Below are 25266 nucleotides of genomic sequence, written 5' to 3'. Positions count from 1 at the left end.
GGTCCCGGGCCCTGTCCGGCCTCACGCCTGCTGGTCGTCCTCGCCCTCGGCGGCCGCGCGGCGGCGCGCTCCGAGTCCGAGCGCGGTGGCGCCCGCGGCCAGGAGCGCGGTGGCGCCCGCGATCAGGCCGACGCTCTCGACTCCGGTCGAGGCCAGCCCGCCGCCCGAGCCGCCGACGGGCAGCGGGGTGGGAGTGCCGGTCGGCGCAGTCGTGGGCACCGGGGACGGAGCCGCGGTGGGCGCCGCGGTCGGCCCGGCGGTCGGTGCCGTGGTGGGAGTCGCCGTGGGCGCGGTGGTCGGCGGGGTCGTCGGTGCCGTGGTCGGCCCCGCGGTCGGCGTCGGAGTCGGCGACACCACCTGCGACGCCGGCAGGATCTGCACGATGGTCGGACGCGGTGCCGCCACCGCTCCCGCCGCCGTCGATCCGTAGTCCGGGAAGAACGAGGTCGGCGCCTCGAAGGTGCCCTCCTCGCCCGGGTGCTGCACCGCCACGAACACGTGCTGGTCGAGGTCGTGGACGATCGGTCCGCAGGTCTCGGCGTCGCGGGGCACCGAGAGGAACTGCTCCACCCTCCCGCGCGTCGCGCCCTCGAGCGCGACCTTGAAGAGCCCGTCGTTGTAGCCGATGCCGCTCGGGGCGCCGTCGGTCGAGATCCAGAGGTTCCCGACCGAGTCGAAGGCCAGGTTGTCCGGGCACGAGATCGGCGAGACCTGGTCCGCCGGGAAGCCGGAGAAGTAGACGACGTCGCCCTGCGCCTGGTCGCCGCAGAGCATCAGCAGGTTCCAGGTGAAGGTGCGGCCGGTCTGGTCGCCGCCGTCCTCGATGATCTCGACGATGTGGCCGTCGCGGTTCTCGGTGCGCGGGTTGACCTCGGTCGCGCCCTCCTTGGCGCCCTCGGTGCCGCGGGCGGAGTTGTTGGTGCAGGCCACGTAGATCCGTCCGCTGACCAGGCTGGGCTGCACGTCCTCGCAACGGTCCATCTTGGTCGCGCCCGCGGCGTCCGCCGCCTGGCGGGTGTGGACGAGCACCTCGGCGACGCTCATCCCGGCGATCGTCGAGGCGCCGTTCAGCACCAGGGGCAGCCACTCGCCGATCCCGTCGAAGCCGCCGTCCGAGGGGACCGCCCCGGTGCCGGTGATCTCGGCCACGGGGGAGTCGCCGGTGAAGCGGGCGACGTAGAGGTCGCCCTCCTCCAGCAGGGTCTTGTTGTGGGCGCGGTCGCCCTCGATGTAGCGCTTCGTCGAGACGAACTTGTAGAGGTAGTCGAAGCGCTCGTCGTCCCCCTGGTACGCGACCACGCGGCCGTCCGGGGCGATGATGACGTTCGCGCCCTCGTGCTTGAGCCGGCCGAGTGCTGTGTGCTTCTTCGGCGTGGAGTCGGGGTCGAAGGGGTCGAACTCCACGATCCAGCCGAAGCGGTTCGGCTCGTTCTCGTAGCCCGGGGTGCGGGCGTCGAAGCGGGGGTCGTCGAGCTCCCAGAGGCGCGAGGTCTCGGAGTCGGCGAGGCCGTAGCGCTTCTCGGCGTCGCTCGTGCCGACGGCGCGGAAGTAGCCGTTGAAGTTCTCCTCGCCCGAGAGGATCGTGCCCCACGGCGTCGTGCCTCCGGAGCAGTTGCCGAGCGTGCCGAGCACGGTGCGGCCCTCGGGGTCGGCGACCGTCTTCAGCAGGTCGGTGCCGGCGGCGGCGCCGGTCACCTCGTAGGGGGTGTCGAGCAGGTAGCGGCGGTTGCGCTCGCCCCCGCGGACGTAGGCCCACGGGCGGTCGACCGCGGTGCGGACCAGCTCGACGACGCTGAGGCCGTGGGCGGCGCGGCCGACGGCGCGCACGCGCTCCGGCTCCGCCTCGAGCTGCGCGGCCGGGAACATGATGCTCTCGTTCGTGTACTCGTGGTTCACGACGAGCAGGGCGCGGAGGCGCTTCGAGCCCGGGATCTCGACGATGTCGGTGTAGTCGTTGTTGTAGCCGAACTGCGCGGCCTGGGCGGCCTCCGTCTGGTCGGCGATGTCGAAGGCGGGGCTGTCGGCGAAGAGCGGGTCGCCCCAGCGGATGATCGGCTGCCAGGCGAAGCCCTCGGGGACGGTGAACCGGTCGACCGTGTACGGCACCGGAGCGATGGGAGTGAAGGCGAGCGGCGAGCCGTCGGTCGCGGTCGCCACGGCCGCCTCGGCGGTGGGCGCTCCTCCGGCGGAGGCGACGGCGACGGTGACCGCGCCGGCCAGGCCGAGGCCGAGGGCGCTGCGGCGGGAGAGCTGCGACGAGACGATGTCGCGGAAGTAGCTGTTGTGCGACGTGTTGCAGGTCGCGGTGGAGCAGGCGTTGGCGCACTTCAGCGCGCAGGTGACGGGGCTGCGCTTGCCGCGCACGTGGCCGGCCATCGGGAGGAGGAGCGGGCGGCGGGCGGTGTCTGACATGGAGGTCCTTCGATCACGAGCAGGAGACGCGATCGAGGCAAGCAGGGGGAGGGGGCGCCGATGCCGCCGGGTGGAGACTCCTCCCTGAACGGGACGTGAACGTTCTCACAAGAAGGTGAGGCTCACCTTCCCTCCCGGCGGCCCTCCGAGCGCGCCTCCAGGACCGCCCCGACGTTCCCCGCGATCCATTCGACGACCGGCAGCAGCCGCTCCGCCAGCTCCGCTCCCAGCGGCGTCAGCCGGTACTCGACGTGCGGCGGGACGACCGGCCGCGCCTCGCGGTGCACGAAGCCGTCCTCCTCCAGGATCCGCAGCGTCTGGGCGAGCATCTTCTCGCTGATCCCGCCGATCCGGCGACGCAGAGCGCCCCAGCGCAGCGTGCCCGGAGCGAGCGCCGCGAGCACCAGGACGCCCCACTTGCTGGTGACGTGCCCGAAGACCTCGCGGCTCGGGCAGTCGGCGGAGTAGACGTCCCCGGCGAGCAGGGGGGAGTCGGCGATCGTCATGGGCGCTCCTCGGAACAGGGGTGATGACAGTACTAACGAAATAGTGGGTACTGCATTCCGGGAAGCAAGAGGAGGATGCGCCGGTTGCACCCTCCTGGCGGCGGACCCCGCCCGCCCCACCCGTCAGGAAGGACCCCTCATGACCCTCGTCGTCACCGGAGCCACCGGCCACCTCGGCCGTCTCGCCGTCGAGCACCTGCTCGCCCGCGGCACCGCCGCCTCCGACATCGTCGCCACCGGCCGCGACGCCGCGAAGCTCGAGGCGCTCGCCGCCGACCTCGGCGTCCGCACCGCCGTCGCGGACTTCGACGACCCCGCCTCGCTCGACGCCGCCTTCTCCGGCGCCGAGGCCGTCCTCCTCGTCTCGGGCTCCGAGGTCGGCAGGCGCGTCGCGCAGCACACCGCCGCGATCGACGCCGCCGTCCGCGCCGGCGCGCGCCTGGTCTACACGAGCGCCCCGAAGGCGACCACGAGCGCGCTCATCCTCGCCCCCGAGCACAAGGCCACGGAGGAGGCGATCGCCGCCAGCGGCGTCCCCGCTGTCATCCTCCGCAACGGCTGGTACAACGAGAACTACGAGCAGACCGTCGCCGAGCTCGCCTCCACCGGCAGCACCCTCTCGAGCGCCGGCGAGGGCCGCGTCGCCAGCGCCGCGCGCACCGACTACGCCGAGGCCGCAGCGGTCGCCCTGACCGACCCGTCCCTGGTCGGCACCGTGCACGAGCTCTCCGGCGACACCGCCTGGAGCTTCGACGAGCTGGCCGCGATCGTCGCCGAGGTCGCCGGACGCGACGCCGCGATCAGCCACGTCTCCTCCGACGAGCACGCCCGCGTCCTCACCGGCGCCGGCGTCCCCGAGGGCGGAGTCGGCTTCGTCGTCGGCCTCGACGCGAACATCGCCGACGGCCTCCTCGGCGGGACCGACGGCTCGCTCGCCCGCCTGATCGGGCGGCCGACCACGCCGATCCGCGCGTACGTCGAGGAGCAGCTCGGGCGCTGACGCTCCGGCGTCCCCGTCGGCCACCGTCCGGCTCGCAGGAGCAGTCCGCCCCCGCGAGCCGGACGGTGGCGCGCCCGGCCCTCCCCCGGCTCCGCGCCGGGCACTCCCGTCCGCGGCTCCGCGCCCGCCCTCCGCGGCTCCGCGCTCGACCCGCCGCACCTCGCGCCACCGTGTCGGCGCCCCGACGTAGGCTGTCCGCCATGACCTCGACGACGCCTCGCTCCGGTATCGACCGCTCCGAACTCGACCCCGCGACGCGCCCGCAGGACGACCTCTACCGGCACGTCAACGGGCTCTGGATCGACCGCACCGAGATCCCCGCCGACAAGGCGCGCTACGGCTCCTTCCACGTCCTCCAGGAGGAGGCGGAGAAGGCCGTGCGCGACATCATCGTCGAGGCGCAGACCGCGCAGCACGGCACCGAGGAGCGCCTGTTCGGCGACCTCTACGCCTCCTTCATGGACGAGGAGCGGGCCGAGGAGCTCGGCGCCGCCCCGATCGCCGACGACCTCGCCGCCGTGCAGCGGGTCGACTCGATCCCCGGCCTGCTCCGCGCGGTCGGCGCCTTCGAGCGCACCGGCGTCCCCGGGCTCTTCGGCCTCTTCGTCGACAACGACCCGGGCAGCCCCGAGCGCTACCTCGTCTTCGTCAACCAGGGCGGCCTCGGCCTGCCGGACGAGAGCTACTACCGCGAGGAGGAGTTCGCCTCCGTCCGCGAGGCCTACACGCCGTTCGTCGCACGGATGCTGGCGCTGGCCGGCATCGACGCCGCCGAGGCCCGCGCCGAGCGCATCGTCGCCCTCGAGACCGACCTGGCCGCCGCGCACTGGGACAAGGTCCGCAGCCGCGACAGCCAGGCGACCTACAACCTCCGCTCCTGGTCCGAGGTCGAGGAGCTCGCCGCGGGCGTCGACCTCGGCGTCTGGCTCACCGCGATGGGCGCTCCGGAGGGGGCGCTCGCCGAGGTGGTCGTCCGCCAGCCGAGCTTCCTCCAGGGTCTCGCGGGCCTGCTCACCGAGGACCGGCTCCCGGCCTGGCGCGACTGGCTGTCCTGGCAGGTGATCCGCGGAGCCGCGGCCTACCTGTCCAGCGGCTTCGTCGACGCCAACTTCGACTTCTACGGCCGCACCCTCACCGGCACCCCGCAGAAGCGGGAGCGCTGGAAGCGCGCCGTCTCGCTCGTCGAGGGGTCGCTCGGCGAGGCGGTCGGCCGCACCTACGTCGCCCGCCACTTCCCCGAGACGGCGAAGGCCGCGATGGACGTGCTGGTCGCGAACCTCATCGAGGCGTACCGCCGCTCCATCGTCGACCTGGAGTGGATGAGCCCCGCCACCCGCGAGCGCGCGCTCGAGAAGCTCGCGAAGTTCACGCCCAAGATCGGCTACCCGGTGCGCTGGCGCGACTACTCCGCCCTCTCGATCGACCCGGCCGACCTGCTCGGCAACGCCCGCCGCGTGGCCGAGTTCGAGTTCGCCCGCGAGCTCGGCAAGATCGGCCGCCCGCTCGACCGCGACGAGTGGTTCATGACCCCGCAGACGATCAACGCGTACTACAACCCGGGCTTCAACGAGATCGTCTTCCCGGCCGCGATCCTGCAGTTCCCCTTCTTCGACGAGGCCCGCGACCCCGCCGCGAACTACGGAGCGATCGGCGCCGTCATCGGTCACGAGATCGGCCACGGCTTCGACGACCAGGGCTCGCGCTTCGACGGCGACGGCCGCCTCACCGACTGGTGGACCGAGGAGGACCGGGCCGCGTTCGAGGAGCGGACGAAGGCGCTCATCGCGCAGTACGACGCGCTCGCTCCCGCGACCACGCCCGGGCACCACGTGAACGGCGCCCTGACCATCGGCGAGAACATCGGCGACCTCGGCGGTCTCGGCATCGCCTGGAAGGCTTACCTGCTCTCGCTGGACGGCGAGGAGCCGCCCGTCGTGGACGGCCTGACCGGCGCCGAGCGCTTCTTCCTCTCCTGGGCGCAGGCCTGGCAGCAGAAGTCGCGCGACGAGGAGACGATCCGCCTCCTCGCCATCGATCCGCACGCTCCGGCCGAGTTCCGCTGCAACCAGATCGTCCGGAACATCGACGAGTTCTACGCTACTTTTGACGTCTCCGAAGGCGACGCCCTCTGGCTCTCCCCGAGCGAGCGCGTCACCATCTGGTAGTCGCCGCCGACCACCTCCGCACCACGGACGAGGAGCCCCGGGCATCGAGAGCCGACCGATGCAGCGGGGTCGTCCGCCGATCGCGCGTCCTGCCGGCGCGTGAGGACCCCGGTCCCCCTCCGCACGACCGCACTCCCGACCCGTAGAGGGGCCGTACCCGTGGTGATCCCCACCAGCGAGACCCGCCGTGAGAGCCGACGCAACCGCCGGGGGCGCCACAAGGGCGGCGGTGACCGCGAGAACTTCCAGCGCGGCTTCGACGCCCTCGGCCGTCTCGCGATCGACGGGGTCGTCGTCTCGGCGCGCGCCGTCGACCTGGCGACCGGCCGCACCCTGTTCGCGGTCGACGACTCCGTCTCGATGCCCACCGCCTCCCTCGGCACCGTCGTGCTGCTGATCGAGGTCGCCGCCCGGCTGGCGAACGAGCCGCAGGAGAACCTGCGCCTGGTCGACCGGACCGCGGCGGACGCGGTCTCGGGCTCCGGGCTCTGGCAGCACCTCCAGGTGCCGTCGATGCCGATCGCCGACCTCGCCGCCCTCGTCGGGGCCTCCAGCGACAACCTCGCGACCAACGTCCTGCTGCGCCGCGTCGGCCTCGATGCCGTGCGCGAGCGGGCGGAGGCGCTCGGCCTCTCCCGCACCGCCCTGCTCGACGTCGTGCGCGACGAGCGCGGTCCCGACGACGCGCCGCAGCTCTCGATCGGCTCCGCCCGCGAGCTGACCTGGCTGCTCGCCACCCTCGCGAACGGCGAGATCGTCGACGCCGCCGTGAGCTCGCGGGTGATCGGCTGGCTCTCGCTCGGCACCGACCTCTCGATGGTCGCCGCCTCGTTCGGGCTCGATCCGCTCGCGCACCGCCACCCCGACCACGGCGTCCTGCTCGTCAACGCGACCGGCACCGACGTCGGCGTCCGCGCCGAGGCCGGAGTCCTCCGCGGCCCGCGCGCCGGAGTCGCCTACGCGGTCGCCACCCAGTTCGACGACACGACCCTGCACTACCGCCTCGCGGTGCTGGAGGGCATGCGCACCCTCGGAGCCGACCTGCTCGAGTACGTGCACTGACGGCTGCCGGGGCGGAGGCTCCTCCGGAGCAGGCCGACCCCGCGGGGCCCCTCGGGTGCCCCGTCAAGTCCGTGACCGCCTCCGGGGGCGCGACCTAGGCTGCCCGCAGCGGCGCCGCCTCCCGGGCGCACCGCGGAGAGGGAACCATGAGCAGCTTCGGCTTCGACGCCCCCGAGGACGTCACCGACACCACCCGCCCCGACGGCGACTCCCTGCCGGTCCCGCCGGAGGACCCGGCCGAGATCGACGACCCCGAGTCGATCGACGAGGCGCTCGACCAGGGCGCCGACGCCCGCCTCGGCGACGACCAGGACCCGCCGGAGCACCCCTTCATCCCGTCGCCCAGCTGATCGGCCGGCCGGGCGCCCCAGCGGCGCCCGGCCTCCTCCGACCTGGCTGCTCCTCCGAGCCGACTACTCCTTCGACCCCGGCTTCAGGCGGTTCGCGAGGCGCTTGATCGGGTGGGCGGGCTCGCGCTCCGCCGGATCCTCGACCTCGAGGCCGTAGAACGTGCCGATGTCGCCGACGAACGCCTTGCGGCGGGCCTTGTCGTACGCGCGGATCTCGCGGCGGAAGGCGATCACCGTCGCGACGCACATCAGGATCATCACGACGCTGAACGGCAGGGCCGAGAGGATCGCCGCGGTCTGCAGGGCGTCGAGGCCGCCGGCGACCAGGAGCGACAGGGCGAGCAGCGCGGTCGCGACGGCGAAGAACACGCGGATCGGGTTGCGCGGCTCCGCCTGGCCTCCGGTCGCGATCATCGCCATGACCAGCGCTCCGGAGTCAGCGGAGGTCACGAAGAAGACGCCGATCAGGAGGATCGCGCCGATCGTCAGCACCGAGCCCGCGGGCAGTCCCTGCAGCATCGAGAAGAGCGCCAGGTTGGTGTCGACCGAGCCGTCGGCGCCGACGAGGCCGCCGTCGCCGTAGAGCTCGCGGTAGATGGCCGTGCCGCCGAGGACGCTGAACCAGAGGAAGGTCATGATCGTCGGCACGAGCAGCACGCCGCCGACGAACTCGCGGACCGTCCGGCCCTTCGAGACGCGGGCGATGAAGATGCCGACGAACGGCGCCCACGACATCCACCAGCCCCAGTAGAACGTGGTCCACGAGGCCTGCCACTGCTCGCCCTCGCGGCCGGCGTAGGCGCTGACCGTGAAGGTCAGGCCGATGAAGTTCTGCAGGTAGTTGCCGAGCGACTGCACGAACTCGCGGAGGAGGAACTGGGTCGGGCCGGCGACGAGCACGAAGACGAGGAGCGCGGCGGCGAGCAGCAGGTTGCCGGTCGAGAGCCACTTCATGCCCTTGCCCACGCCCGAGATCAGCGAGAAGACGGTCAGGCCCGTGACCACGGCGATGACCACGATCTGCACGGTGAGCGACGACTCCACGATGCCGCTCGCCTCCAGGCCCGCCGAGATCTGGGTGACGCCCAGGCCGAGCGAGGTCGCGACTCCGAACATGGTGCCGACCAGGGCGACCACGTCGATCGCGTTGCCCCAGCCGCCGCGGACCCGGCGGCCCAGCAGCGGCTCCAGCGCCCAGCGGATCGACACCGGCCGCTTGCGGCGGTGGATCGCGTACGCGAGGGCGAGGCCGACCACCACGTAGATGGACCAGGCGTGGACGCCCCAGTGCAGGTAGGTCTGCGAGATCGCGCTCTGCGCGAGCTGCGTCTCGGTGCCGGTGACGCCCGGGCGCGGAGTGGCGAAGTGGGTGAGCGGCTCCGCGACGCCGTAGAAGACGAGGCCGATGCCCATGCCGGCGGCGAAGAGGAGCGAGATCCAGGCGAGCATCGAGAACTCGGGCTCGTCGTCGTCGGCGCCGAGCTTGATGTCGCCGAAGCGGCTCACGCCCATCCAGATGGCGAAGGCCACGAAGACCGCGGCGATCAGCACGTAGTACCAGCTGAACGTGTTGACGACGGTGGTCTGCAGCGTCGAGAACACGGAGGTCGCGGCGTCGGGCGCGAGGATCGCGAAGGCCGCGATCGACAGCGTCAGGACGGCGGCGGGCCAGAAGACCCACCGCGCGAGGCGGTGCGGAGGGGCGGTCGTGCCCGCGGTGGCGGGGGCGGTGTCCGGGGAGGACGGGTGCTCGGACATGGGGTCCTCTCGTCGGCGGCAAGCGTCCACGGTACACGGGGGCCCGTCGGCGGCCCCGGCCGGGGGAGTAGGGCTGGCATGATCCGGCCCCGGTGCGGGAGGCTGGACCCGTGCAGTTCAGAGTCTTCACCGAACCCCAGCAGGGCGCGAGCTACGAGGACCTCCTCGCCGTCGCGCAGGCCGCCGAGAGCCTCGGCTACGACGGCTTCTTCCGCTCCGACCACTACCTCCGGATGGGGGACGGCGATCCCGGCGTGGGCCCGTCCGACGCGTGGACGACGCTCGCCGGCCTCGCCCGCGAGACCGAGCGGATCGCGCTCGGCACCCTCGTCTCCTCCGTCACCTACCGGCCGCCGGGGATCCTCGCGATCCAGGTCGCCCAGGTCGACGCGATGTCCGGGGGCCGTGCCGAGCTCGGCCTCGGCACCGGCTGGTTCGAGGAGGAGCACGCCGCGTACGGCATCCCCTTCCCTCCGCGCCGCTTCGACCTCCTCGAGGAGCAGCTCGAGATCGTGACCGGCCTGTGGTCGACGCCGGTCGGCGAGCGCTACTCCTTCGCCGGCGAGCACTACACGCTGACCGACTCCCCGGCCCTGCCCAAGCCCGCCCGCCTGCCGCTGCCGGTGATCGTCGGTGGCGGCGGCCCCAAGCGGACCCCGGCGCTCGCGGCGCGGTTCGCGAGCGAGTTCAACCTGCCCTTCCCCGAGTTCGACGCGATCCCGGGGGCCTTCGAGCGCGTCGACGAGGCGTGCCGGGCGATCGGGCGCGAGCCCTCGTCGCTCGTGCACTCGGTCGCGCTGATCGCGGTCGGCGGAGGCGACGAGGCGGAGTTCACGCGCCGTGCCGCGGCGATCGGCCGCGAGCCCGCCGAGCTGCGCGAGCACGGAGTGGCCGGCGGCGTCGACGAGGCGGTCGACCGCCTCGAGTCCCTCCGCGAGGCCGGCTGCGAGCGCGTCTACCTGCAGTTCATGGACCTGCAGGACCTCGATCACCTCGACTTCTTCGCCCGGGAGGTCCTGCCGCGCCTGTCGGCGTAGGGCGGGCGGCGCTGGCGCCGACTCCACGACTCCTGGCTTCTCGCGATCTCGTCCTCGCGGCTCGACGCCGAGTGCGACGACTCCTGGTCACTCGCGGGCTGCGGGCAGCACGCTCCGGCCTGCGCGCCCGGGCGTCCGTCCGCGCCGCGGCCTACGCTGGAGGGATGGCGGACACGATCGAGCGCGCGGACGAGCGCCTGGCGACCCGCTCGGCGGCCGAGGTCCCGTGGATCGTGCTGGTCTGGGACGATCCGGTCAACCTGATGTCGTACGTCTCGTACGTCTTCCGCAGCTACTTCGGCTTCGGCCGGGCCGAGGCGGAGCGGCTGATGCTGCAGGTGCACACCGAGGGGCGCGCGGTCGTCGCGACCGGCAACCGCGAGGAGATGGAGCGGCACGTGGAGGCGATGCACGGCTACGGCCTGTGGGCGACGCTGCAGAAGGCCGACGCGTGAGCGCCCCGCTGCGTCCCGCGGCCGCCGAGACCGGAGAGCACCCCGCTCGCGGCATCCGAGGACTCGGCTGATGCGCGCGTTCCGCCGCGACTCCTCCGGAGCGGCCGTCGCCCGCTTCGACCGCGAGGAGGCCGGGATCCTCCGCCACCTGGCCGGCGAGATGCTCGAGCTGCTCGACCGCGGGGCGTCCTCGGAGGAGGCCCGCTCCGATCCGGCGCTCGCCCGCCTCCTGCCCGACGCCTACCGCGACGACGCCGAGGCGGCCGACGAGTTCCGCCGCTTCACCGCTCCGGACCTCGCCGCCCGCAAGATGGACGACGCCCGCGCCGTCACGGCGGCCCTCGACGCCGGCGACGGCACGAGTCACGGCCGGATCTTCGAGGGGCTGGGCGAGGTCGCGGTCCGTCTCGAGGAGCCGCAGGCGATCGCCTGGCTCCGCGCACTGACCGACATGCGGCTCGCTCTGGCCGTGCGGCTGGGGATCGACGACACCGACGACGTCGTCCCGGAGGAGGGGAGCGCGGCCGCGATCCGCAGCGTCTACGACTGGCTGGGCGGCGTGCAGGACGGGCTCGTCCGCGCCGTCGACGTGTGATCCGCTCGTCCCTCTAGCGATTCCACAGCTGTGGACAACCCTGTGGAAAGGTGTGGAGAACCCGCTCCGGGAGCACCTCCGAACGGCGGAGCCGGGCGCGGGGGTGTGGAAACGCGTAGCGTCCACCCTGTGAACACTCCGAGCACCGCCGACGCCCAGCGCACCGCCGACGACATCCAGGACTCGCGGGCGGTGCGGACCCTCGCCCGCGGCGGCTTCGCGGCGAACGGCCTCGTCCACCTCCTGATCGGAGTGATCGCGCTCGGCGTGGCCCGCGGCGGCGGAGGCGAGGCCGACCAGAGCGGTGCTCTCGGCGCCCTCGCGGCGCAGCCCGGCGGTCTGGTGATCCTCTGGATCTGCACGGTCGGCCTCTTCGGCCTGGCGCTGTGGGGGCTGCTCGAGGCGTTCCTCGTCCGCCCGCGCGAGAGCGCCCTGAAGACCTGGGGCAGCCGGCTGAAGGAGGCGGGCAAGGCCGTCGTCTACGGCGCCCTCGGCGTGACGGCGCTGAAGTTCGCGACGGGCGGCGGGTCGAGCTCGTCCGAGTCGTCCGAGAGCGCGAGCGCGCAGGTGCTCTCGGCGCCGGGCGGAGTCGTGCTGCTCGTGATCGCGGGACTGGCCGTCCTCGCGGTAAGCGGCGTCTTCGTGTACCGCGGAGCGAGCAGGAAGTTCCTCGAGAACGTCGCGGCGCCGGGCGGTACGGCGGGCACCGTCGTCACCGTGCTCGGCGTCGCCGGCTACGTCGCCAAGGGCGTGGTCCTCGGCGCTCTCGGCGTGCTGCTGATCGTCGCCGCCGTCACCCATGATCCGGAGCAGGCGGGCGGGCTCGACGAGGCGCTGAAGTCGCTCGTGGAGCTGCCGGCAGGTGTGCTCCTCCTCGGCTTCGTCGCCGTCGGGCTCATCGCCTACGGGCTCTTCTGCTTCGCCCGCGCGCGCTGGCCGCGCCTCTGATGTCGGATAGCGGATCAGCTCCATACCTGTCACCCCCCTTCCGCGCAACTGGTCCCGCCGTCCCGGAGTCGGTGACACGCTGAGGCCTGTGAGTGCTGGAGGCGAGGACGCGACCGGAGGACGGGTGCGTCCGCCGCTGACGCAGGACGCCGCCCGGCTGCTGGCCCGCTCCGCCACGGGGGACGCCTCCGCTCTGGGAGAGCTCGTCGACCGCTTCGGCGGCCTCGTCTCGGCGTGCATCGGCACGGTCCAGGCCGACCCGGCCGGCCGCGACCGGCTCTGCACCGACGTCTTCACCGCCGTCTGGCGCCGCTCCCGCGAGGGCGCCCGCTCGCCGGAGCCCGTGCTCTGGGTGCTCGAGGTCCTCTGCGAGACCCTCGGCTCCGCGCACGAGCTCGCCCGGCGTCCGCTCGGCAGCGGCCTGCTCGCCCTCGACTGCCCGGACCGCGAGCTCCTGCTGCTGGCTGCGGCCGGCGGCTTCTCGCAGGCCGAGATCTCGGCGCTGACCGGGATCGACGAGTTCCGGCTGCGCTCGATCCTCCGGAACGCGCTCGAGGCGCTCCAGGGTCGCGACAGCGATCTTCTGACGGCCTAACCGCCGGAGCCGTCGCGGGAGTAAAGTTGAGTCCGTCGAACTCAACTTTCGAGCCACGGAGGAGACCACCATCATGCAGGCCGGTCGGATGCCCCAGCAGGACGAGAAGTCCGCACTCGAGCAGTACGGCGTCAACCTGACCGCCATCGCGGCGAGCGGCAAGCTCGACCCGGTGATCGGGAGGGACGCCGAGATCCGGCGCGTCAGCCAGGTGCTCACGCGCCGCACCAAGAACAACCCCGTCCTCATCGGCGAGCCCGGCGTCGGCAAGACCGCCGTCGTCGAGGGGCTCGCCCAGCGGATCGTCGCGGGCGACGTCGCCGAGAGCCTCAAGGGCAAGCAGCTCGTCAGCCTCGACCTCTCGGCCCTGATCGCCGGAGCGAAGTACCGCGGCGAGTTCGAGGAGCGGCTGAAGGCCGTGCTCCAGGAGATCGAGGAGTCCGACGGCCGGATCATCACCTTCATCGACGAGCTGCACACGCTGATGGGCGCGGGCGGCGGCGAGGGGTCGGTGGCGGCCGCGAACATGCTCAAGCCCATGCTGGCGCGCGGCGAGCTGCGGATGATCGGCGCGACGACGCTCGACGAGTACCGCCAGTACATCGAGAAGGACGCCGCTCTCGAGCGCCGCTTCCAGCAGGTCTTCGTCGGCGAGCCGACCGTCGAGGACACCGTGGCGATCCTTCGCGGGCTGAAGGAGCGCTACGAGGCGCACCACAAGGTGGCGATCGCCGACTCCGCCCTGGTCGCCGCCGCGTCGCTCTCGAACCGCTACATCACCTCCCGCCAGCTGCCGGACAAGGCGATCGACCTGATCGACGAGGCCGCGTCGCGGCTGCGCATGGAGATCGACTCCGCTCCCGTCGAGATCGACGAGCTGCGCCGCTCCGTGGACCGGCTGAGGCTCGAGGAGCTGGCGCTGAAGAAGGAGAAGGACGAGGCCTCGAAGGCACGGCTGGAGAAGCTGCGCGAGGACCTGGCCCGCCGCGGCGCCCAGCTCGAGGAGCTGCAGGAGCGCTGGGAGCGCGAGCGCGCCTCCCTCAACCGCGTCGGCGAGCTCAAGAACCGGCTCGACGCCCTGCGGATCGCCGCCGAGCGGGCGCAGCGCGAGGGCAAGCTCGAGCGCGCGTCGAAGCTGCTCTACGGCGACATCCCGGTGATCGAGCGCGAGCTCGCGGCCGCCGAGGCGGAGGAGGAGCCGGCCGAGGGCCGCATGGTCAACGAGCAGGTGACGGCCGACGACATCGCCGCGGTGATCGCCGCCTGGACGGGGATCCCCGTCGGGCGCCTCCTGCAGGGCGAGACCGAGAAGCTGCTGCACCTCGAGACCGAGCTGCACCGCCGACTGATCGGCCAGGACGAGGCGGTGTCGGCCGTCGCGGACGCGGTGCGCCGCACCCGCGCGGGCATCTCCGACCCCGACCGGCCGACCGGCTCCTTCCTCTTCCTCGGGCCGACCGGCGTCGGCAAGACCGAGCTGGCGAAGGCGCTCGCCGACCACCTCTTCGACGACGAGAAGGCGATGGTCCGCATCGACATGTCGGAGTACGGCGAGAAGTTCGCCGTCTCGCGGCTGGTCGGCGCCCCTCCCGGCTACATCGGCTACGAGCAGGGCGGCCAGCTCACGGAGGCGGTCCGCCGCCGCCCGTACTCGGTGGTGCTCCTCGACGAGATCGAGAAGGCGCACCCCGAGGTGTTCGATGTCCTGCTGCAGGTGCTCGACGACGGCCGGCTCACCGACGGCCAGGGGCGGACGGTCGACTTCCGCAACACGATCCTCATCCTCACCTCCAACCTGGGGTCGCAGTTCCTCGTGGACCCGGCGCTGTCGCGGCCGCAGAAGGAGGAGGCGGTCCAGCAGATGGTGCGCCAGGCCTTCAAGCCCGAGTTCGTGAACCGGCTCGACGACATCGTGATCTTCGACGCGCTCGACCGCACCGAGCTCGGCGAGATCGTGTCGCTGTACGTCGACCGGCTGTCGAGGAGGCTCTCGGAGCGACGGCTCGACCTGGCGGTGACGCCCGCGGCCCGCGGGTGGCTGGCCGAGCGCGGCTACGACCCGCAGTACGGCGCGCGGCCGCTGCGCCGGCTGATGCAGCGGGCGATCGACGACCAGCTGGCCACGGCGCTGCTCGGCGGCACGGTGCGCGACGGGGACGTGGTGCTGGTGGACGTGGCGCCGGACGGCGAGAGCCTGTCGGTGACGGCGGGGATGCCCGCGTCGGACTGACCGGGGTGCTCGAGCCCTGTCGCGAGTCCGCAGACGTCGCGGTGGTCGCGGTCGAGTACCGCTACTCCTGCGTTCCCGCAGGGGGAGGAGCGCGGGGGCGGCGACGGGATGTCCCTCCACAGGGCGCGCGAGGGCGGGAGTCGTCCACTGTCGCGGGATCCGCGGCGCGCCCGTCCGGCGGGCTCCGTAGCGTCGGCGGCATGTCCTTCGAAACGCCCGGCCCCCGCATGGCCGACCTCCCTCCCGAGGAGCGGCCGAGGGAGCGCCTCCGCGCCTACGGACCGGAGGCGCTCACCGACGCCGAGACCCTCGCCGTGCTCATCGGGGCCGGCGTCCGCGGCGCCAACGCGACCGTCGTCGCGCAGCGCCTCCTCGCGCGCTTCGGCGGCATCGACGCCGTCGCCCGGGCCGGGGTGGGCGATCTGATGCGGCACCGCGGAGTCGGCGAGGTCGCCGCCTGCCGCCTGGTCGCCTCCTTCGAGCTGCGGCGGAGGATGAACCGCGCCTCGCGCGCCGCCCGGGTGACCGACGCCGCCGGCCTGGCCGGGCTCGTCGCTCCGCTGCTGGCCGCCCGGCCGGTCGAGACCGTGCTGGCGGTGGCGCTCGCCGAGTCCGGAGCCGTCCGCGACGTCCTGACGCTGGCCGACGGAGCCCCGGCGCACGCCGAGATCCCCGTCGCCGCCGTGCTCGCCGAGGTGCTGGCGCGCGGCGCGGCGGGCATCGGCCTGGCGCACAGCCACGCGGGCGAGGCCGTGGTGCTCCCCTCCGACCGTGCGGCGACGCGGGCGATCGCCGACGGGGCAGAGGCGTGCGGCCTGCGGTTCCTCGCACACGTCGTGATCGGGCGCGACGGCTGGGCGGAGGCGCAGCCGTGACGCGGCGCAGGGCTGCTGCGGGGCCGCTCCGTTCCGGCAGGACGCCTCCCGCCCGGCGCCGGACCGCCCCCGGCCGCGCCCCGGCTCTCCACCTGTGCCGCGTCGGCGCGCGTTCGTGCAAGCCCCCGCCTCTCCGGCGCCCGCGGCCGGTCGCGGGCGTACCGTGGACGCCGACCCCACCCCCCTCCCGACCAGGAGCACCCATGCGAGCAACACTCATCCACGGCGAGCGCGACATCCGACTCGAGGAGGTCCCCGACCCGCAGCTCTCGACGGGGCGCGACGCGATCGTCCGCGTCACCGCGGCCTGCGTCTGCGGCTCGGACCTGTGGCCCTACCGCGGCGTCACTCCCACCAAGGAGGCGCACCGCATCGGCCACGAGTTCGTCGGCGTCGTCGAGGAGATCGGCGACGACGTGCACGACGTCGCGGTCGGCGACTTCGTGATCGCCCCGTTCTACGTCTGCGACGGCACCTGCGCGAACTGCGCCAACGGCGTCTCCACCTCGTGCCTCACCGGCGGCTGGTGGGGCGCCGAGGTCCGCGAGGAGGGCTTCGCGGACGGCGCCCAGGGCGAGAAGGTGCGCGTGCCCCTCGCCGACGGCACGCTCTTCCGCGTGGGCATCGATCCGGATCCGGCGCTCATCCCGAGCCTGCTCACCCTCGCCGATGTGATGGGGACCGGCCACCACGCCGCGGTCTCGGCCGGCGTCACCGCGGGCTCGACCGTCGCGGTCGTCGGCGACGGCGCGGTCGGCCTCTGCGCCGTCCTGGCGGCCAAGCGCCTCGGCGCGACCACGATCATCGCGATGTCGCGGCACGAGTCGCGGCAGAACCTCGCCCGCCGCTTCGGGGCGACCCACATCGTCGAGACCCGCGGCGACGAGGGCGTCGCGCGCGTCCGCGAGCTGACCGGCGGGATCGGCGCCGACTGCGTGCTCGAGTGCGTCGGCACCAAGGAGTCGATGCAGCAGGCCCTCGACTCCGCCCGCCCCGGCGGCATGGTCGGCTACGTCGGCGTCCCCAACGGAGGCCCCGAGCTGCCCGTCCGCCAGATGTTCGGCTCGAACGTGGGCGTCAACGGCGGAGTCGCGCCGGTCCGCGGCTACATGGCCGAGCTGCTGCCCGACGTGCTCAGCGGCGCGATCGAGCCCGGTCTGGTCTTCGACCTCGAGCTGCCCCTCGAGGAGATCGCCGAGGCGTACGCCGCCATGGACGAGCGCCGCGCGATCAAGACCCTCGTGCGTCCGTAGCCCCGCCGAGGGGCGCCGGCACGGTCGCGAGGAGTAGCCTCCCGCGCATGACCGCGTCAGCCCGCACCGCCGCGACGGCGCCCCTCTTCCACCCCGACCTCGCGCTCGGCCGCTTCCTCCCGCCGATCGTCCTCGGCCCGCGACTGCTGCGCCTCGCCACGCGACGCGCCGCCGAGGGAGGCGAGGCTCCGCCCGACATCGTGGTCGACGACGTCGAGATCCCCGTCGCCGGAGCCGCTCCCGTCCGGGCCCGCAGCTACAGGCCGCGCATCCTCCGCGGTACCGCTCCCGCGCTCCTCTGGGTGCACGGCGGCGGCATGGTGCTCGGCAGCCACCTCCAGGACGAGGCGTCCTGCATCGACTTCGCCCGCACCCTGGGCATCACGGTCGTCTCCGTCGACTACCGCCTCGCGCCCGCGCATCCGGCCCCGGCTGCCGTCGAGGACGTGCTGGCCGCGTTCGACTGGCTCGTCGAGCACGCGCAGGAGCGCGGCGTCGACCCGGCGCGCATCGCCGTCGGAGGCGCGAGCGCGGGCGGCGGCATCGCCGCGGGTGCGACCCTCCTCGCCCACGACCGCGGAGGAGCGCAGCCCGCGTTCCAGCTGCTCGTCTACCCGATGCTCGACGACCGCACCGTCACCCGGCCCGGTCCTCCTCCGCGCGGAGTCCGCGTCTGGACCCCGGGCAGCAACCGCTTCGGCTGGACCGCCTACCTCGCCGGCGAGCCCGGCGGCCCCGGCGTCACGGCCTACGCCGCCCCCGCCCGCCGCGACGACCTCACGGGCCTCCCGCCGGCCTGGATCGGCGTCGGCGGCCTCGACCTCTTCCACGACGAGGACGTCCGCTACGCCGAGCGCCTGCGCGCGGCCGGAGTGCCGTGCGGGCTCGAGATCGTGGAGGGCGCCTTCCACGGCTTCGACGCCCTGTTCCGCCGGACCGGCGTGGCGAAGCGCTTCTGGGCGGCGCAGGCCGCGGCGCTCGGCGAGGCCCTCCTCGCCTGACCTCCGCGTCGACGCGCCGGGCCGATTCCGTCTCCGGCGCTCGGGACTGCGAGGCTGAGGGGCGACGGCCGTCGTCATCCGCGCGTCGCCCGTGCCGTGCCTGCCGCGCATCCGTCTCCGCCCCGCCGACCCGCCGCCCCGCCCCGCCCCGTCTCCCGGAGGACCCATGGACATCGACCGCCTCGCCACCCGCTACGAGATCGCCCTGCCCGCCTGGATCGGTGACGCCCTCCGCGACGTCCCCGAGGTCCTCCCGAGCCTCGAGGACCGGATGGCCCTCGTGCACGCGCTCGCCGACCGCAACTTCCGCGAGGGGAACGGCGGCCCGTTCGCGGCGATCGTCGTCGAGCGCGACTCCGGTCGTCTCGTCTCGGTCGGAGTGAACGTCGTCCTCGGCAGCGGGGTCTCGTCCGGCCACGCCGAGGTGACGGCGCTCGGTCTCGCGCAGACCGCGCTCGGCACCTGGGACCTCGGCGGCGAGGGCCTCCCCGCGCACGACCTGGTCGTCAACTGGCGCCCGTGCGTGCAGTGCTACGGAGCGACGATGTGGTCGGGGGTGCGCCGCCTGGTCGTCGCGGGCTCCGGCCCCGAGCTCGAGGAGATCAGCACCTTCGACGAGGGGCCGATGCGCGAGGACTGGGCCGCGCAGTTCGAGGCCCGCGGCATCGAGGTCGTCGACGGCGTGCTCCGCGACGAGGCCCTCGACGTGTTCCGCGCCTACCGCGCCTCCGTCGACTCCGGCGAGGTGCTCGTCTACAACGCCCGCGCCGACTCCTGATACCGCGGCGGGTCCGGTCCTGGCATCGGTTCCGCGCCGGACGCACGGGAGCCCCGCCTCAGCGGGGCCCCGTGCGGTCCTGAGCTGCCGGCCGCTGGAAGCGGTCAGCGGCGGCTCAGCGCCACCAGTCGTCGAACATCGACAGCGGCACCTGGCGCTTGTGCTCGGTCGCGGCGTACCGCGCCTCGATGGCCTCGGCGACGGCCCGGTCGACCTCGCCGCCCTCGAGGTACGTGTCGAGGTCGGCGTAGGTGAGCCCGAGGTTCGTCTCGTCGGTCTGGCCGGGGTTGTCGTCGAGCAGGTCCGCCGTCGGCGCCTTCTCGTAGAGCCGGGCCGGTGCGTCCAGGTGCTCGAGGAGCGAGCGCCCCTGCCGCTTGGTGAGGCCGGTGAGCGGGAGGACGTCGGCGCCGCCGTCGCCGTACTTCGTGAAGAAGCCGGTGACCGCCTCGGCCGCGTGGTCGGTCCCGACGACGAGCATCCCGGCCTGGCCGGCGATCGCGTACTGCGCGATCATCCGCATCCGCGCCTTCACGTTGCCCTTCACGAAGTCGCTGATCGGCTCGTCGACCGCGTCGCCGAATGCTGCGGCCACGCCGTCGACGCCCTGGTGGATGTCGAAGACGACCTGGCGGTCCGGGCGGATGAACGTGAGGGCGAGCTGGGCGTCCTCCTCGTCGGCCTGCACCTTGTACGGCAGGCGGACCGCGATGAAGGAGGCGTCGCCGCCGCTCGCGCGGACCTGCTCGACCGCGAGCTGGCAGAGGCGCCCGGCGAGGCTCGAGTCCTGGCCGCCGCTGATGCCGAGGACGAGGCCCTTCGCGCCGGTGCTGCGGAGGTAGTCGGCGAGGAAGCCGCTGCGCCGTTCGACCTCGACGGCCGGATCGACGGCGGGGGAGACGTGGAGCTCGGAGATGATCTGCTGTTGGACGTCGCGCACGGCTTCACGCTACTCCGCATGCTCCCCGGCGGCCCCTCCTCGCCGCGGACGCGCAGGCTCCCGACGCCTCCCCGAAACAGGGTCCGCCCGCCGCGTCCGACTGGCGCGGCGCCTACCCGCGCTCGGCGACGATGCGGGCGATGCGCGCCGGGACGGTGTCGTCCTGGAGGCTCGTCACGTCTCCGAGCGGGCGGCCGTCGCGGATGTCGCCGAGCAGCCGCCGCATGATCTTGCCGGAGCGGGTCTTGGGCAGATCCGGCACCACCACCACGTCGCGCGGCTTGGCGATCGGACCGATCGCGACCGCCACGTGGTCGCGCAGGAGCGCCGAGAGCGTCGCGCCGAGCGCGGCCCAGTAGGCCGGGTCCTCCTCGGCGCGGTCGACGGCCTCGTCGGAGGGGATGACGAACGCCGCGATCGCCTGGCCGGTCGTCGCGTCGGCGACTCCGACGACTCCGGCCTCGCCGACGGCCGGATGGGCGACGAGGGCCGACTCGATCTCGATCGTGGACAGGCGGTGGCCGGAGACGTTGATGACGTCGTCGACGCGGCCGAGCACCCAGACGTCGCCGTCGGCGTCGTACTTCGCGCCGTCCCCGGAGAAGAACCACCCCTGGGACGCGTAGCGGGCCCAGTAGGAGTCGCGGTACCGCTCCGGGTCGCCCCACACGGTCCGGGCGAGCGCCGGCCCGGTCCGGTCGACCACGAGGTAGCCGCCGGAGCCGTTCGGCACCCGCTCGCCGTGCTCGTCCACCACGAGGACGCCGAGCCCGGGCAGGGCTCCGAGCGACGAGCCCGGCTTGAGGGTCGAGACGCCCGGCAGCGGGCACATCACCGCGGCGCCGGTCTCGGACTGCCACCAGGTGTCGACGATCGGGCAGCGACCGCCGCCGATCGCCTCGTGGAACCAGACCCAGGCCTCGGGGTTGATGGACTCGCCGACGGTGCCGAGCAGGCGCAGGCTCGACAGGTCGTACCGGGCGGGCACGCCCTCGGGGAACCAGGTCATCAGCGTGCGGATCAGCGTCGGCGCCGTGTAGTAGACGGTCACCCCGTACCGCTCGATGATCTCGAAGTGCCGGGCGGTGTGCGGGGTGCTCGGGGTGCCCTCGTAGATCACCTGGGTGAGCCCGTTCGAGAGCGGTCCGTAGATCTCGTAGGTGTGCGCGGTGACCCAGGCGAGGTCGGCGGTGCACCAGTGCACGTCGTCCGGCTTCGCGTCGAACACCGCCCAGTGCGTCCACGAGGCCTGCGTGAGGTAGCCGCCGCTGGTGTGCACCAGTCCCTTGGGCTTCCCGGTCGTGCCGGAGGTGTAGATGATGAACAGCGGCGTCTCGGAGTCGAAGGCCTCGGCCTCGTGGACGTCGCTCTGCGCGTCGACCAGCTCGTGCCACCAGACGTCGCGGCCCGGGGTCCACGGGACGTCGGTCTCACCGGTGCGGCGGACGACGAGGACGTGCTCGATCGACGCGACGCCCTCGATCGCCCGGTCGGCGCTCGCCTTGACCGGCACCGCCGCTCCGCGCCGGAACTGCCCGTCCGTGGTGACCAGGAGCTTCGCGCCGGTGTCCTCCACGCGGAACCGCACCGCCTCGGCGGAGAAGCCGCCGAAGACGAGCGAGTGGATCGCGCCGATCCGCGCGATCGCGAGCGTGATGACGATGGTCTCGGGGATCACCGGGAGATAGACGACGACGCGGTCGCCCTTCCCGATCCCGAGCGCGGTCAGCGCGTTCGCGGCGCGGGAGACCTCGCGCTGGAGCTCGGCGTAGGTGATCGACCGCCGGTCGCCGCGCTCGCCCTCGAAGTGGAGGGCGGTCTTCCCGCCGCGTCCCGCGTCCACGTGGCGGTCGACGCAGTTGACGGCCACGTTCAGCCGTCCACCCTCGAACCAGGTCGTGCGCGGCACCGAGAGCGAGCCGTCGGGCAGCGGAGCGGCAGGCTCCCAGCTGTGGGCGGTGTGCCACGGCTCCGCCCACTCGAGGCGGCGGGCCGCCTCCTCCCAGAACGCGACCGGATCGGCGGCGGCTCGCGAGTACTCCTCCGCGCCCGCGTTCGCCTGCGCGGCGAAGGCCGCGGGCGGGGGGAACCGGCGGTGCTCGTCGAGCAGGTTGGCGATCGTCCCGCTCACGCTCGGAGCTCCCTCCCCGGCGCTCACGCCCACTTCCTCACGGCGTAGCGCTGGAACACGCCGACGACGGCATCGGTGAGCTTGCCCAGCACGGCCAGCAGGACGATCGCCAGGAACACCCGGTCGATCCGGCCGTTGTTCTGGCTGTCGATGAGGCGGAAGCCGAGGCCCATCGAGGAGGCGATGAGCTCGGAGGCGACCAGGAACAGCCACGACTGGGCGAGCGCGAGGCGCAGCCCGGAGATCACGGAGGGGATCACCGCGGGCAGCTGCACCGTCGTGAAGAGCCGGACGCCCGAGAGGCCGAAGGCGCGGCCCGCCTCGACGAGGTGCCGGTCGACGTGGCCGAGCGCCGTGGCCACCGTGGTGAAGACGGGGAAGAACGCGCCGATCGTGATCAGCGTGATCTTCGACTCCTCGCCGATGCCCATCCAGAGCAGCAGCAGCGGGACCCAGGCCAGCGACGGGACCGCCCGGATCGCGCCGAGGGTCGGCCCGAGGACGACCTCCCAGACGCGGGAGAGCCCGAAGAGCGCGCCGACCACGAGCCCGAGCGCCGAGCCGAGCGCGAACCCGATGAGCACGCGCTGCGTCGAGATGGCGACGTCCTGGCCGAGGTCGCCGCGCTGGGCGAGGTCGACGCCGGCCGCCCAGACCATCGCGGGCGAGGGGAAGACCGCCACCGAGACCATCCCGGTCGTCGTCGCGATCTGCCAGGCGACGAGCAGCAGCACGGGCAGGATCGCGCCTCCCGCGACCACGAACCACCGTCGCGTGGTGAGCGGGTGGGAGCGGTCCTCGCGGAGGCGGCGCTGGGAGGCCGCGACCGACGGGCCCGCCGTCACGAGTCCGGGCTCACCCGGCATCGGCGCGGACAGCGCGCTCCGCCGCAGCACATCGGCGTCGGTCGCGGTGTCGTCGTCGCGGATCGTCATCGTCGGTCTCCTCGGATCACGGGGTCGGGGGCGGAGGGCCGGACCCTCAGGCGCCGATGGCGCTCGGGTCGGCCGCCGAGGCGTAGGTGTCGTCGAGCAGCGAGTCGAGCGCGTCGTCGACCTGCTGCTGCGAGGCGACGTCGCCGTTCTCGACGAAGATCGGGCCGATCACGGCGAGCACGTCGGTCTGCGCGGAGCCGGGGACGTTGTCGACGTCGAGGTTGCTGCGCTCGGTGATGACCGTCGTCGCCACCGCCACGTCGAGGCCGGCGACGGAGGCGAGGATGCTCGCCGTCTCGTCCTGGTTCTCGAGCGCCCAGGCGCGGGCGTGCTCGTACGCGTTCACGACGGTCTGCGCGAGGTCCGGCTTCTCGGCGAGGAAGCTCTCGGTCGCGTTGAGCAGGCCGTAGGAGTTGAAGTCGACGTTGCGGTAGAGCAGGGTCGCCCCGGCCGCCTCGGCGCCGGCCATGATCGGGTCCAGGCCGGCCCAGGCGTCGACGGAGCCGTTCTGCAGCGCCGCCCAGCCGTCGGCGTGCTGCAGGTTCTGCACCGTCACGTCGCCGATGCCCAGCCCGGCGGCCTCGAGCGCCTGCACCAGGAAGAAGTACGGGTCGGTGCCCTTGGTGGCCGCGATCTGCTTGCCCTTGAGCTGCTCGACCGACGTGATCGCCGAGCCGGCGGGGACGACGAGGGCCGACCACTCCGGCTGAGAGAAGATGTCGATCGTCTTGATCGGCGAGCCGTTCGAGCGGGCGAGCAGTGCGGCCGAGCCGGCGGTGGAGCCGACGTCGATCGCTCCGGCGCGCAGGGCCTCGTTGGCCTTGTTGGAGCCGGCCGACTGCACCCAGGCGACGGTGACCTGCTGCTCGGCGAGGGCGGCCTCGAGCCAGCCCTTCTCCTTGATGACCAGGCTCAGCGGGTTGTACGTCGCGAAGTCGAGCGTGAGCGTGCCGCCCCGGGTTCCTCCGGAGGCGGCGTCGGCGGTCGCGGCCGCCGCTCCTCCTCCGCCCTCGCCCTGCACGCAGCCCGCGAGGAGCGGGACGGCGGCGGCGGTGAGCAGACCGGCGAGAGCGGTGCGGCGGGTGAGCGGGGAGCTGGTGAACGACATGGGGGCCTCGGCTTCGGGGATGCGGTGACAGCGAGTGTGGACGCTGCGGGGGAGGGGCGGTGCGGGGAGGTGCTCGTGCGGTGGAGAGCGGGAGGAGGAGGCGGCTGGGGAGGGAGGTCGTGCCGCCCGGACCGTGCCGCCCGGGTGGAGGGACGCGGGTCGATCCGCCCGGGGTCAGTGCCGCTCGATGCCCAGCCCCGCGAGGAGCTCGGCCCGGTGCTCGGCGAGCTCCGCCGAGCCGCGGTCGCGGGGCCGCGCGCCGGGGACGGTGACGATCCGCTGGATGCGCGAGACGCCTCCGGGCTCGTCGCGCCCGAGGAGCACGATGCGGTCGGCCAGCTGCAGGGCCTCGTCGACGTCGTGGGTGACGAGCAGGATCGTCGCCGGAGCCGCCGCGTGCACGTCGAGCAGCAGGTCCTGCATCCGCAGGCGGGTCAGCGCGTCGAGCGCCCCGAAGGGCTCGTCCAGGAGGAGCACGCCGGGGTTCCGGGCGAGGGCGCGGGCGAGGGAGGCTCGCTGGGCCATCCCTCCGGACACTTCGCGGGGCCGCGAGCGGGCGTGCGCGGTGAGGCCGACCAGCGAGAGCAGCTCGTCGACGGCGGCGCGGGCCGCCGGGCGCGGGGTGCCGCGCGGCAGGCCGAGCGCGACGTTGTCGGCGATGCTCCGCCAGGGCAGCAGCCGCGGCTCCTGGAACGCCACCGCGCAGCGCGGGTCGATGCCGGAGACGGGGGCGCCGTCGATGAGGACGGACCCCTCGGAGGCGGTGTCCAGGCCCGCCGCGATGCGCAGCAGCGTCGACTTGCCGCAACCGCTCGGGCCGAGGATCGCGATGACCTCGCCCGCGGCGGCCTCGAGCGTCACATCCGTCAGCACGGGGGACCCGAGCGCGAAGGTGCGGCCGACCCCCTCGAAGCGCACGGGGAACGCCGACTGGCCGAGCTCGGCGTCGAAGGCCAGGCTCGTGCGGGCGGCGGGGGTGGCGGGCATGTCTCTCCGGGCAGCGGGACGGGCGGGCGGATCGTCCGATCGTACGGAGAGGCTCCCGGCGGCACAGCGGGGACCGACACGGGGAGTAACACAGGGGGTGGGACGCGGAAGGCCTCCCCGGTCCGCGGACGGGGGAGGCCTTCCGCCG

General features: G+C 73.5%; 22 protein-coding genes. 14 read left to right on the top strand and 8 right to left on the bottom strand.

The window, feature by feature from the left end; all coding sequences use genetic code 11:
- Positions 1-21: 21 nt before the first annotated feature.
- Entirely contained in the window at positions 22-2412 is a 2391-nt protein-coding gene (locus C5D50_RS03565) for a PhoX family phosphatase (RefSeq protein ID WP_104282766.1), read from the bottom strand.
- 122 nt (positions 2413-2534) lie between these two features.
- Positions 2535-2918, bottom strand: a complete 384-nt coding sequence (locus tag C5D50_RS03560) for a helix-turn-helix domain-containing protein (RefSeq protein ID WP_104256663.1) — start codon at positions 2916-2918, stop codon at positions 2535-2537.
- A gap of 139 nt (positions 2919-3057) precedes the next feature.
- On the opposite strand from C5D50_RS03560, the gene C5D50_RS03555 reads away from it, so the two are divergent.
- The 4 genes from C5D50_RS03555 to C5D50_RS03540 all read left to right on the top strand — a co-directional run bounded on the left by C5D50_RS03555 (position 3058) and on the right by C5D50_RS03540 (position 7495).
- Positions 3058-3918 (top strand): NmrA family NAD(P)-binding protein, encoded by an 861-nt coding sequence (locus C5D50_RS03555; RefSeq protein ID WP_104258186.1) that lies wholly within the window; start codon positions 3058-3060, stop codon positions 3916-3918.
- Between the two features lie 200 nt (positions 3919-4118).
- Positions 4119-6083: a M13 family metallopeptidase gene (locus tag C5D50_RS03550; protein WP_104222834.1), complete on the top strand. Its 1965-nt coding sequence runs from the start codon at positions 4119-4121 to the stop codon at positions 6081-6083.
- Between the two features lie 159 nt (positions 6084-6242).
- On the top strand, positions 6243-7145 hold the full coding sequence (locus C5D50_RS03545; protein ID WP_104222833.1) for a serine hydrolase: 903 nt from the start codon (positions 6243-6245) through the stop codon (positions 7143-7145).
- A gap of 146 nt (positions 7146-7291) precedes the next feature.
- Positions 7292-7495: a hypothetical protein gene (locus C5D50_RS03540; RefSeq protein WP_104222832.1), complete on the top strand. Its 204-nt coding sequence runs from the start codon at positions 7292-7294 to the stop codon at positions 7493-7495.
- Between the two features lie 63 nt (positions 7496-7558).
- Here the strand turns inward: C5D50_RS03540 and C5D50_RS03535 are convergent, their stop codons facing one another.
- Complete coding sequence (locus tag C5D50_RS03535; protein WP_104288929.1) at positions 7559-9253, bottom strand: BCCT family transporter; 1695 nt, start codon at positions 9251-9253, stop codon at positions 7559-7561.
- Positions 9254-9363: 110 nt separating this feature from the next.
- Here C5D50_RS03535 and C5D50_RS03530 point away from each other — a divergent pair, with 110 nt between their 5' ends.
- From C5D50_RS03530 to C5D50_RS03485, 10 genes are all read left to right on the top strand, one after another.
- Positions 9364-10290: an LLM class F420-dependent oxidoreductase gene (locus tag C5D50_RS03530; protein ID WP_104234367.1), complete on the top strand. Its 927-nt coding sequence runs from the start codon at positions 9364-9366 to the stop codon at positions 10288-10290.
- A 164-nt stretch (positions 10291-10454) separates the two neighbouring features.
- The gene (gene clpS / locus C5D50_RS03525) at positions 10455-10745 is read left to right on the top strand and encodes an ATP-dependent Clp protease adapter ClpS (RefSeq protein ID WP_104222829.1); all 291 of its coding nucleotides are present in this window, start codon (positions 10455-10457) and stop codon (positions 10743-10745) included.
- A 70-nt stretch (positions 10746-10815) separates the two neighbouring features.
- Positions 10816-11340: a DUF2017 domain-containing protein gene (locus C5D50_RS03520; RefSeq protein WP_104225742.1), complete on the top strand. Its 525-nt coding sequence runs from the start codon at positions 10816-10818 to the stop codon at positions 11338-11340.
- A 129-nt stretch (positions 11341-11469) separates the two neighbouring features.
- Positions 11470-12288, top strand: a complete 819-nt coding sequence (locus C5D50_RS03515) for a DUF1206 domain-containing protein (RefSeq protein WP_104282764.1) — start codon at positions 11470-11472, stop codon at positions 12286-12288.
- An 88-nt stretch (positions 12289-12376) separates the two neighbouring features.
- On the top strand, positions 12377-12883 hold the full coding sequence (locus C5D50_RS03510; protein WP_146086872.1) for an RNA polymerase sigma factor: 507 nt from the start codon (positions 12377-12379) through the stop codon (positions 12881-12883).
- A gap of 88 nt (positions 12884-12971) precedes the next feature.
- Positions 12972-15113: an ATP-dependent Clp protease ATP-binding subunit gene (locus C5D50_RS03505; RefSeq protein ID WP_374952925.1), complete on the top strand. Its 2142-nt coding sequence runs from the start codon at positions 12972-12974 to the stop codon at positions 15111-15113.
- A 200-nt stretch (positions 15114-15313) separates the two neighbouring features.
- On the top strand, positions 15314-15988 hold the full coding sequence (locus tag C5D50_RS03500; protein WP_104225738.1) for a RadC family protein: 675 nt from the start codon (positions 15314-15316) through the stop codon (positions 15986-15988).
- Positions 15989-16191: 203 nt separating this feature from the next.
- The gene (locus C5D50_RS03495) at positions 16192-17241 is read left to right on the top strand and encodes a zinc-dependent alcohol dehydrogenase family protein (RefSeq protein WP_104222823.1); all 1050 of its coding nucleotides are present in this window, start codon (positions 16192-16194) and stop codon (positions 17239-17241) included.
- Between the two features lie 47 nt (positions 17242-17288).
- Positions 17289-18242, top strand: coding sequence for an alpha/beta hydrolase (locus C5D50_RS03490; RefSeq protein WP_104222822.1), 954 nt, complete (start codon positions 17289-17291; stop codon positions 18240-18242).
- 166 nt (positions 18243-18408) lie between these two features.
- Entirely contained in the window at positions 18409-19020 is a 612-nt protein-coding gene (locus tag C5D50_RS03485; RefSeq protein ID WP_181027247.1) for a nucleoside deaminase, read from the top strand.
- A 115-nt stretch (positions 19021-19135) separates the two neighbouring features.
- On the opposite strand, the gene nadE is transcribed toward C5D50_RS03485, so the two are convergent.
- From nadE to C5D50_RS03460, 5 genes are all read right to left on the bottom strand, one after another.
- Complete coding sequence (gene nadE, locus C5D50_RS03480; protein WP_104222821.1) at positions 19136-19957, bottom strand: ammonia-dependent NAD(+) synthetase; 822 nt, start codon at positions 19955-19957, stop codon at positions 19136-19138.
- 112 nt (positions 19958-20069) lie between these two features.
- Positions 20070-22088 carry an acetate--CoA ligase gene (gene acs / locus C5D50_RS03475; RefSeq protein ID WP_104282762.1) on the bottom strand — a complete coding sequence of 673 codons (2019 nt, stop codon included), beginning with the start codon at positions 22086-22088 and terminating at the stop codon, positions 20070-20072.
- Between the two features lie 23 nt (positions 22089-22111).
- Positions 22112-23023 carry an ABC transporter permease gene (locus C5D50_RS03470; protein WP_258069547.1) on the bottom strand — a complete coding sequence of 304 codons (912 nt, stop codon included), beginning with the start codon at positions 23021-23023 and terminating at the stop codon, positions 22112-22114.
- A gap of 46 nt (positions 23024-23069) precedes the next feature.
- Entirely contained in the window at positions 23070-24131 is a 1062-nt protein-coding gene (locus C5D50_RS03465) for an aliphatic sulfonate ABC transporter substrate-binding protein (RefSeq protein ID WP_104282760.1), read from the bottom strand.
- A gap of 174 nt (positions 24132-24305) precedes the next feature.
- Positions 24306-25118 (bottom strand): ABC transporter ATP-binding protein, encoded by an 813-nt coding sequence (locus C5D50_RS03460; protein WP_104288928.1) that lies wholly within the window; start codon positions 25116-25118, stop codon positions 24306-24308.
- Positions 25119-25266: the final 148 nt, after the last annotated feature.

The organism is Rathayibacter sp. RFBD1, assembly GCF_002932915.1.
Classification (GTDB): domain Bacteria; phylum Actinomycetota; class Actinomycetes; order Actinomycetales; family Microbacteriaceae; genus Rathayibacter.
The sequence above is the reverse complement of the archived record's forward strand: the minus strand, read 5'-3'. Positions and strand labels throughout refer to the sequence as shown.

Bases quoted from the DNA above. Each gene is read 5' to 3' on its own strand.
- C5D50_RS03565 (WP_104282766.1), bottom strand. From the start codon at position 2,412: ATGTCAGACACCGCCCGCCGCCCGCTCCTCCTCCCGATGGCCGGCCAC.
- C5D50_RS03560 (WP_104256663.1), bottom strand. From the start codon at position 2,918: ATGACGATCGCCGACTCCCCCCTGCTCGCCGGGGACGTCTACTCCGCC.
- C5D50_RS03555 (WP_104258186.1), top strand. From the start codon at position 3,058: ATGACCCTCGTCGTCACCGGAGCCACCGGCCACCTCGGCCGTCTCGCC.
- C5D50_RS03550 (WP_104222834.1), top strand. From the start codon at position 4,119: ATGACCTCGACGACGCCTCGCTCCGGTATCGACCGCTCCGAACTCGAC.
- C5D50_RS03540 (WP_104222832.1), top strand. From the start codon at position 7,292: ATGAGCAGCTTCGGCTTCGACGCCCCCGAGGACGTCACCGACACCACC.
- C5D50_RS03535 (WP_104288929.1), bottom strand. From the start codon at position 9,253: ATGTCCGAGCACCCGTCCTCCCCGGACACCGCCCCCGCCACCGCGGGC.
- clpS (WP_104222829.1), top strand. From the start codon at position 10,455: ATGGCGGACACGATCGAGCGCGCGGACGAGCGCCTGGCGACCCGCTCG.
- C5D50_RS03520 (WP_104225742.1), top strand. From the start codon at position 10,816: ATGCGCGCGTTCCGCCGCGACTCCTCCGGAGCGGCCGTCGCCCGCTTC.
- C5D50_RS03505 (WP_374952925.1), top strand. From the start codon at position 12,972: ATGCCCCAGCAGGACGAGAAGTCCGCACTCGAGCAGTACGGCGTCAAC.
- C5D50_RS03500 (WP_104225738.1), top strand. From the start codon at position 15,314: ATGTCCTTCGAAACGCCCGGCCCCCGCATGGCCGACCTCCCTCCCGAG.
- C5D50_RS03495 (WP_104222823.1), top strand. From the start codon at position 16,192: ATGCGAGCAACACTCATCCACGGCGAGCGCGACATCCGACTCGAGGAG.
- C5D50_RS03490 (WP_104222822.1), top strand. From the start codon at position 17,289: ATGACCGCGTCAGCCCGCACCGCCGCGACGGCGCCCCTCTTCCACCCC.
- C5D50_RS03485 (WP_181027247.1), top strand. From the start codon at position 18,409: ATGGACATCGACCGCCTCGCCACCCGCTACGAGATCGCCCTGCCCGCC.
- C5D50_RS03470 (WP_258069547.1), bottom strand. From the start codon at position 23,023: ATGACGATCCGCGACGACGACACCGCGACCGACGCCGATGTGCTGCGG.
- C5D50_RS03465 (WP_104282760.1), bottom strand. From the start codon at position 24,131: ATGTCGTTCACCAGCTCCCCGCTCACCCGCCGCACCGCTCTCGCCGGT.
- C5D50_RS03460 (WP_104288928.1), bottom strand. From the start codon at position 25,118: ATGCCCGCCACCCCCGCCGCCCGCACGAGCCTGGCCTTCGACGCCGAG.